The organism is Frankia sp. CpI1-P, from assembly GCF_001421075.1.
Taxonomy (GTDB): domain Bacteria; phylum Actinomycetota; class Actinomycetes; order Frankiales; family Frankiaceae; genus Frankia; species Frankia torreyi.
In genome coordinates this window covers 61,321-67,488 of sequence record NZ_LJJX01000042.1, presented here as the reverse complement: position 1 = coordinate 67,488, position 6,168 = coordinate 61,321, and the positions used below count along the sequence as shown (strand labels likewise).

The window sequence follows — 6,168 nt, the reverse complement described above, 5'->3', positions numbered from 1 at the left end:
AGGTTCTACACCTGGTGCGCCGACGCCGACGTCCCCGAGCTCGAACGCCTCGCCACCACCGTCAGCACCTGGTGGACCTGCATCGAAACGTTCCTCCACACCACGATCACCAACGCCGCCAGCGAAGGCTACAACCGCGTCGTCAAACTCGACGCCCGCAACGCCTACGGATACCGCAACCCCACCAACCAGCGCCTACGAACACGCTGCGCAACCACCCGTCGAGCCCGCGGATGCCTCAACCCCGCCTAACTTCGAAGAGCCGGCATGGCAGCGGTCATGGCGAGNCGGTCAGACGGCGGCGGCGAGTTTGGTGAACGCGGCGGCCAGCCGCAGCCGCGTGTCGGTGTCGACGGCGAGCTCGTAGTGGCCGCGGCGGATGTTTTGGACCAAGGGCGTGCCCGGTACTGACCGTCTGGACGGACAGCAGCCGTTTCAACCCGTNCATCGGCCGGAGCCGGGCTTTGAGCCGGCCATGATCGGCTTCGATCCGGGTGTTCTCCTGGCGGCGTCGACGTGACAGGCTTCGGGGAGCAGCTCATCGAGGATCCGTGGATAGGCAGGTGCCTTGTCCGTGGCGACCTCGACCGGCCGGCGCCGATGCCACGCTCGGCGAGAAGCTCCTCGACGTCGCGGTACGACAATGCTCACCGCAGGTACCACTGAACCGCCAGCATGATCGCCTCCGACGGGAACCGGAACCCCACGAACTCCGGCACTGGCATTGGCGGACGGACCACACCCCGACCCATTACTCGATCATGACTGATGGGCAGCTGCGCGACGATGGAATCCACGGGTGTAACAGTGCCGGGGAACTCATGCCAAAGAAAAAACAGCTACCCTTGGTAGCTGTTTGATTACTTAGAGTGTCCGAGGGGGGACTCGGCCACTACGCCCACGCCCTTGACCAGCGCACCCGCTTTCCTGCCCTTCGGCCGGCAGGTGACCGGTGACCGCCGGCGAGGTGGTCACCACCCCTCGTTTCATGATTTAAATTGTGCCGTGGGGCTAGGTCAACACAATTGACTATCTTGACCCATGCGGACAGTCGGACCGCCCAGATCCGTCAGGAGCTGGGCAGTCGGCGGGCGGGAAGGGGCTGACGGGGAACTTCGACGCCGAGGTCCAGCCCCCCGTGGGGCCGGACCATCCCCCTACCGCCCGGGCACCTAACCGGAGGCGCCGGACAGGGAGGGAAACGCCTCGCACCGTGCTGGCACACCGGAAACAATCAGGCCGTCGGTGGAGAACCCCACCCGCTGGCCCGGATCGATGGCATCGACATAATGCTCTCCCCCACCGATGATGGCCCTGATTACGTAGGCGAGATCGGGATCTGGCGCAGATCTTGTGATCGAACCGGTTCCGGCCATTGATCGAGAGGGGTCTGTTGCATTGAGGGAAGGCGGGGCGTGGTTGACCCCGCCGATCGGGTGATCAGATCGTGAGGGTGAGCTCGGTGAACGCGGCTGCCAGCCGCAGGTGCGGGTCGGTGTCGATGGCGAGTTCGTCGTGGCCGCGGCGGATGTTCTGGACGAGCGCATGACCTGCGCTGATCCTCTGGACCGAGCGCAGGCGTTTCAGTCCGNGCATCGGGCGGAGCCGGGCTTTCAGGCGGCTGTGATCGGCTTCGATCCGGTTGTTCTCCCGCGCGGCATCGACGNGACAGGCCTCGGGNAGNAGCTCGTCGAGGNCTCGAGGGTNGACAGGGGCCTTGNCGGTGGTGATCTCGACCGGCCGGCGGCCGTGGGTCAGTGCCGCGGTNAAGAACTTTCGGGCCGCGGCCTGGTCGCGGCGGGTGCTGGCGAGGACGTCGATGACCTGCCCGTGCTGGTCAACCGCCCGGTACAGGTACGTCCAGCGCCCGGCGACCTTGACGTACGTCTCGTCGACGAACCACCTGTCCCCAGGACGGTGCCAGCAGGGCCGCGCGGCNTCGACGAGCAAGGGCGTGAAGCGCTGCACCCACCGGTACACAGTTACGTGATCAACCTTGAGGCCGCGTTCAGCGAGCAACTCCTCGACGTCCCGGTACGACAGCGCGAAACGCAGGTACCAGCGGACCGCCAGCACGATCACCTCGGGCAGGAANCGGAACCCGACGAACTCCGATGTCGGAGCCGGTGGACGGACACGACGTCGACGCATCGTTTGATGACGACTGAGCGATGNCCGAGACGACGGACTTCGCCGATGCAACAGTGCCGTCAGGAGCGGTCCCCTACCGGGACTCTTCGTTCCGCTGTTCCTCGAGGGCCGACCCCAGTGGCGGGCCCGCCACCCCTCCCCCATGATGTAACCGGCGGCGATCGAATCCCTCCCATGGGTGACATCGTCGTGACGAGGTGGCCACCGTCCAGTGTCCAGCGGCGTCTCCACGAGTCGCGACCCAACGACGGGAAGCAGAACATGATCCTCAAACGGACGTTGTCGATGCTCGCCCTGTTTCTTGCCGCTGCCGCGGCTTTCGCGCTCTTCCCAGCGGCCGCGCAGGCACGGCCCCTGGGAGGCGCCAGGGTCTACCGGCCCGGTGTCGTTACCGCGCCCCACCGGGTGTACCGGCCTGGTGCGGTCTACATACCGCCCCGGGTCTACCGGCCCGGCGGCGTCTACCGGCCCGGCGTTCGGCGCCGCTGAGAGCGGTGCCCTCACGTAGGTCCGTGCGGGTCGCGCCCGTCACCGCGCGCTGCCCGCACGGATCGGGGTCGACACCCCCGCCGGCCGTGCACCCGCCCCGGCGCACGAGGGCGCCGCAGCGCCCCGTTTTATAAGCAGTTGCCTGCCTTGCTGCCGTGGTGATCATGAGCGGGAGGGTTTCGGGCACAGCCGTCCCGGCGGCCCGTAGCGCCCGGCCCCCGTCTCCACGGACACCCACCCGGCGTCACCTGGTCGGGCCCGCCGTGCCGGCCCAGATGCCACCGGGCGCGACCGCCAGGACCTCACCGGCGCCGCCATGGTGCACACCGCCCGGGCCCGGCGGGACCAGGATCGCCGCGCATTCCGCCGGGCCGGCCGGGACGCTCCGGCCCGCCGGGGAGGTCACGGGTCGCGGCCATCCCCGGCCCTGGGCCGCCCCCTGGCGCCCGGCCCGGCGACACCGCCAGCCCGCCGCGACCCGCGACCCGGACCCGGCAATCCAGCTCATCCCGGCCACACCGGGTCGCGGCCCCGGTCGCGCCGGCGCGACCCTCCGCCGGCGGCCGCGACCCCGTCCACCCCGGATCCAGGCACAGGCCGTGACTGTCAGGGGCGCCAAGCAGCTGTTGCACCACGAGACCTGGCTCCACCGCCAGTTGGCCGAGCTCGACGGCCAGCCCCACGCCCGGTTGCTGNGCCAGTTCGCGACCTGGTCGCAGCTTCCCCGGCTCCGTCGCCGGGCGGCGGCGCGCCCGCTGACCACGCACATCCGCAGGGCGGCGGCCGAGCAGTTCACCCAGGCCCGGCTCTTCCTGGCCTGGGTTGATGAGCGCGGTCGGACCCCGGAGGCCGTGACCCAGGCTGACGTCGACGACTGGCACGCCACCCACCTCGACCACGCGAAACGCTCCCTGCGGGCGTTCCTGACCTGGGCGATGAGCAGCGGCCAGCTGCCCCGCCGAGACCTGCCCCACCTTCGGATCCCGCGCGCCGAGCCGCTCACCCAGCGCGCCCGCCTCGACCTGGTGAAAGCCGTCCTGACCAGCGTGACCGGGTCGGCCGCGACCCGCGCGGCGGCCTGCCTGATGCTGCTCTACGCCCAGCCCGCCAGCCGGATTGTGCGCCTCACCATCGACGACATCACCCACGACGGCGACGAGGTCCTGCTGCGGCTCGGCGACCCGCCCGTCCCGGTGCCCAAACCGTTCGCCGCGCTCCTCCTGGCCGCCGCAGCCCAGCGGAGCAACATGAACACCGCCACGAACCCAGACAGCCGCTGGCTGTTCCCCGGCCGCCGCGCCGGCCAACCGATACACCCTGGCAGCCTNCTCGACCACATCCGCGCGCTTGGGATCCCGAACCAGGCCGCACGCACCGCCGCGCTTCGCCAACTCGTCCTGCNAGCACCGGCCCCGGTCGTTGCTCAGGCCCTCGGCTACCACCCGGTCACCACGGCTCTGTTGCATCGGCGGAGTCCGCTGTCCAGCGGCCGTCGATCGGTCATGATCGAGGGATGCGTCGACGTCGTGGCTGTCCGCCGGTTCCGGTGTCGGAGTTCGNGGGGTTCCGGTTCCCGCCGGAGGTGATCGTCCTGGCGGTGCGGTGGTATCTGCGGTTCGCGTTGTCGTACCGGGATGTCGAGGAGCTGCTCGCGGAACGCGGCCTCGAAGTTGATCACGTGACTGTCTACCGGTGGGTGCAGCGCTTCGTACCCCTGCTTGCCGAGGCGGCCAGGCCGTGTCGGCATCGGCCGGACGACAGGTGGTTCGTGGATGAGACGTATGTGAAGGTCGCCGGCCGCTGGACCTACCTGTACCGTGCCGTTGACCAGCACGGACAGGTCATCGACGTCTTCGCCAGCGAACGACGCGACCACACCGCCGCCCGCCGCTTCTTCACCCGGGCGCTGTCTCATGGCCCTCGACCGGTCGAGGTCACCACCGACAAGGCCGCCGTTTACCCGCGGGTCCTCGACGAGCTGCTCCCGAAGGCCTGCCACGTCGACGCCGCCCGGGAGAACAACCGGATCGAAGCCGACCACGGCCGGTTGAAAGCACGGCTGCGGCCTAGGCGCGGGCTGAAACGGCTGCGCTCGGTCCAGACCGTCAGCGCCGGACACGCCCTGATCCAGAACATCCGCCGCGGCCACTATGAACTCGCCATCGACGCCCACCCGCCGCTGCGACTGGCAGCCGCGTTCACCGAACTCGCCGCAGCCGTTTGACCGGCGCTCGCCCCAGCCGCTGGCATGTCCAGCTTCCCCGTAATGCAACAGTGTCGCCCGAACACCTCCGGCTCCGCGCAGGAGGGCCCTACCGAACCTCTCGGCGTCAGTCGCAGTCGGACGCACGGCCATCGCGTTTCCTCCTCTTCCTCGAGTTCTTCGCTGTTCTCGAAAAGGATCACGCGGTGGTCGCTTTACGTCACGGACCGCCACTCCGGCGAGTTGCTGGACCAGCACACTCAGTACACGATGTCCGTGGACTCCACTCGGGGGTCGTCGAGGTCACGGCGGTACTGTCCGGTGGGGGCGCTGGGCTTCCGGCGTGCGGTCGCAGGTGCTCGGGAGGGGTGTCGTGACGGATCGGCAGCGGCGGACGGCACCGCCCGCCGGATCGGCGGTGACGTCGGCGCCCCACGGTCCGCAGTCGCGTGAGGTGGTGCGGCTCGCGCTGGTCGTCGGCGCGCTCGGTGTCGTGTTCGGCGACATCGGAACCAGCCCGATCTACACCCTGCAGACCGTGTTCAACCCGAGCGACCCACATCCCGTCCCCGTCGGTACGGACAACGTGTTCGGCGTGGTGTCCCTGGTGTTCTGGTCAGTGATGATCATTGTGACGGTCACCTATGTGCTGCTGGCGATGNGCGCCGACAACGACGGCGAGGGCGGCATCATGGCGCTGATCACCCTGCTGCGCCGGCTAGGAACGCAACGGGGCCCGCGGACCACCGCGGTACTGGCCGCCCTGGGCCTTTTCGGCGCGGCGCTGTTCTTCGGCGACAGCATGATCACTCCGGCCATTTCGGTGCTGTCCGCCGTGGAGGGCGTCAAGGTGCTGCGTCCGTCACTGAAGGAGGTGGTTGTGCCGATCACCGCAGTGATCATTGTGGTGCTGTTCCTCGTGCAGCGGTGGGGCACCGCCGCGGTCGGCCGGATATTCGGACCCGTGATGATCGTGTGGTTTGTCGCCATCGGCGCGTTCGGGGTGTCCGGCATCGTCCGGCACCCGGCCATCCTCCGGGCACTGTCGCCAACCTGTGCGGGCAGTTTCCTGGTCCACCATTTCGGTACCGCGTTCTTCGCTCTCGCGGCGGTCGTGCTGGCGGTCACCGGCGCCGAGGCGTTGTACGCCGACATGGGGCACTTCGGTCGCCCGGCGATCAGCCGGGCCTGGCTGTTCCTGGTTTTTCCCGCGTGTGCGCTCAGCTACCTTGGTCAGGGGGCGCTGATCCTGGGAAACCCGAACACCGTCAGCAGCCCGTTCTTCCTCCTGGCACCAGGATGGGCGCGGCTGCCCCTCGTCCTGN

The 6,168-nt window shown here is 69.0% G+C and carries 2 protein-coding genes and 9 pseudogenes; 4 read left to right on the top strand and 7 right to left on the bottom strand.

Annotated elements, in window-relative coordinates; genetic code table 11:
• A partial coding sequence (locus tag FF86_RS23300) for a transposase (protein ID WP_199865796.1) occupies positions 1 to 252 on the top strand: 252 nt, incomplete at its 5' end.
• Positions 253 to 291: 39 nt separating this feature from the next.
• Here the strand turns inward: FF86_RS23300 and FF86_RS55880 are convergent.
• The 7 pseudogenes from FF86_RS55880 to FF86_RS55835 form a co-directional block, all read right to left on the bottom strand.
• Positions 292 to 444, bottom strand: a pseudogene (locus FF86_RS55880) (IS6 family transposase); the annotation flags it as partial.
• 1 nt (position 445) lies between these two features.
• Positions 446 to 719, bottom strand: a pseudogene (locus FF86_RS55875) (DDE-type integrase/transposase/recombinase); the annotation flags it as partial.
• A gap of 721 nt (positions 720 to 1,440) precedes the next feature.
• A pseudogene (locus FF86_RS55870) lies at positions 1,441 to 1,591 on the bottom strand (IS6 family transposase); the annotation flags it as partial.
• Position 1,592: 1 nt separating this feature from the next.
• Positions 1,593 to 1,666, bottom strand: a pseudogene (locus FF86_RS55865) (IS6 family transposase); the annotation flags it as partial.
• A 55-nt stretch (positions 1,667 to 1,721) separates the two neighbouring features.
• Positions 1,722 to 1,767: pseudogene (locus tag FF86_RS55845) on the bottom strand (hypothetical protein); the annotation flags it as partial.
• 1 nt (position 1,768) lies between these two features.
• A pseudogene (locus FF86_RS55840) lies at positions 1,769 to 1,938 on the bottom strand (DDE-type integrase/transposase/recombinase); the annotation flags it as partial.
• A gap of 1 nt (position 1,939) precedes the next feature.
• A pseudogene (locus tag FF86_RS55835) lies at positions 1,940 to 2,094 on the bottom strand (IS6 family transposase); the annotation flags it as partial.
• A gap of 2,106 nt (positions 2,095 to 4,200) precedes the next feature.
• Here FF86_RS55835 and FF86_RS23275 point away from each other — a divergent pair.
• From FF86_RS23275 to FF86_RS55825, 3 genes and pseudogenes are all read left to right on the top strand, one after another.
• On the top strand, positions 4,201 to 4,864 hold a 664-nt coding region (locus FF86_RS23275; protein ID WP_242419350.1), incomplete at its 5' end, for an IS6 family transposase.
• Positions 4,865 to 5,261: 397 nt separating this feature from the next.
• A pseudogene (locus tag FF86_RS64305) lies at positions 5,262 to 5,504 on the top strand (KUP/HAK/KT family potassium transporter); the annotation flags it as partial.
• Position 5,505: 1 nt separating this feature from the next.
• Positions 5,506 to 6,167, top strand: a pseudogene (locus FF86_RS55825) (KUP/HAK/KT family potassium transporter); the annotation flags it as partial.
• Position 6,168: the final 1 nt, after the last annotated feature.